Below are 1,544 nucleotides of genomic sequence, written 5' to 3' on the forward strand. Positions count from 1 at the left end.
GTTGACCGAGCTGATTTTCGGAGACTGTTGCGGTGAGTTCTACTCGTTGTGCCATAAACTGCTTCTTTGTTTAACGTTGGGTTTTACGGCTTTGCCGTTTAATATAGTGTGCTATTGTAGCTGGTCTTAACCGGGAGCAGGAACAGAGAATCTCCCGTAAAACATTTTGAGGAAAGTCAAAACGTCATGACGCGCATGAAATATCTGGTGGCAGCAGCCACGTTGAGCCTGTTTTTGGCGGGTTGCTCTGGTTCAAAGGAAGAGGTGCCCGATAATCCGCCAAATGAAATCTACGCGACTGCTCAGCAAAAGCTGCAGGACGGTAACTGGAAACAGGCAATAACGCAATTGGAAGCGTTGGATAACCGTTATCCATTTGGACCGTATTCTCAGCAGGTGCAATTAGATCTCATCTACGCCTACTACAAAAACGCCGATCTGCCACTTGCTCAGGCTGCCATCGATCGTTTTATCCGTCTTAATCCGACACACCCTAACATTGATTATGTCATGTATATGCGTGGCCTGACCAATATGGCGTTGGATGATAGCGCACTGCAAGGATTCTTTGGGGTTGATCGCAGCGATCGCGATCCACAACATGCCCGAGCTGCGTTTAATGACTTTTCCAAACTGGTACGTGGCTATCCGAACAGCCAGTACACCACTGACGCCACTAAACGTCTGGTGTTCCTGAAAGATCGTCTGGCGAAGTATGAATACTCCGTTGCGGAATATTACACTGCCCGTGGCGCATGGGTGGCGGTGGTAAACCGTGTGGAAGGCATGCTGCGCGACTACCCGGATACCCAGGCAACACGTGATGCTCTGCCGTTGATGGAAAACGCTTATCGCCAGATGCAAATGAATGCGCAGGCAGAAAAAGTAGCGAAAATCATTGCCGCCAACAGCAGTAACACCTGATTTACCTCAGAATGCAAAACGGCAGCCCCAAGGGCTGCCGTTTTTTTATCCGTTTACGCCATAACTGAAGCGGTTTAGCTCCAACGCATCTCATCAAATATGGCCTGCTTTCTGCTATTCCTCAAGTAAAAAATCGCTTGTTCCTGCGGTGCCTCACAAAAAGGTTTTCTTGACAAAAAGCGACAAAATAATGTGATTTAAATCACACATTTTGACATTAGGAACGGTATGCTGGAATCACCAAGACGGGAAAGACAAGAGGTAAAATTTATGACAATGAACATTACCAGTAAACAAATGGAAATTACTCCGGCAATTCGCCAGCATGTCGCAGACCGTCTCGCCAAACTTGAAAAATGGCAAACTCATCTGATTAATCCACATATCATTCTGTCTAAGGAGCCACAGGGTTTCATTGCTGATGCCACCATCAATACACCGAACGGACATCTGGTCGCCAGCGCAAAACACGAGGATATGTACACCGCAATTAACGATTTGATCAACAAGCTGGAACGGCAGCTCAATAAAGTGCAGCACAAAGGCGAAGCCCGTCGTGCAACAACTTCAGTCAAAGACGCCAACTTCGTCGAAGCAGAAGAAGAGTAGTCCCTTACATT

Annotated in this window: 2 protein-coding genes; both read left to right on the forward strand. The window is 47.2% G+C overall.

Translation table 11 applies throughout. The features are described from left to right. The first annotated feature begins 186 nt into the window (after window positions 1-186). Window positions 187-924 (forward strand): outer membrane protein assembly factor BamD, encoded by a 738-nt coding sequence (gene bamD / locus KQJ18_RS23950; RefSeq protein ID WP_005130417.1) that lies wholly within the window; start codon window positions 187-189, stop codon window positions 922-924. Between the two features lie 270 nt (window positions 925-1,194). Beyond that, window positions 1,195-1,533, forward strand: a complete 339-nt coding sequence (gene raiA, locus KQJ18_RS23955) for a ribosome-associated translation inhibitor RaiA (protein WP_003031244.1) — start codon at window positions 1,195-1,197, stop codon at window positions 1,531-1,533. Window positions 1,534-1,544: the final 11 nt, after the last annotated feature.

Origin of the sequence: Citrobacter sp. S55_ASV_140, from assembly GCF_018919505.1 — a bacterium.
Classification (GTDB): Bacteria; Pseudomonadota; Gammaproteobacteria; order Enterobacterales; family Enterobacteriaceae; genus Citrobacter; species Citrobacter werkmanii.

Bases quoted from the DNA above. Each gene is read 5' to 3' on its own strand.
- bamD (WP_005130417.1), top strand. From the start codon at position 187: ATGACGCGCATGAAATATCTGGTGGCAGCAGCCACGTTGAGCCTGTTT.
- raiA (WP_003031244.1), top strand. From the start codon at position 1,195: ATGACAATGAACATTACCAGTAAACAAATGGAAATTACTCCGGCAATT.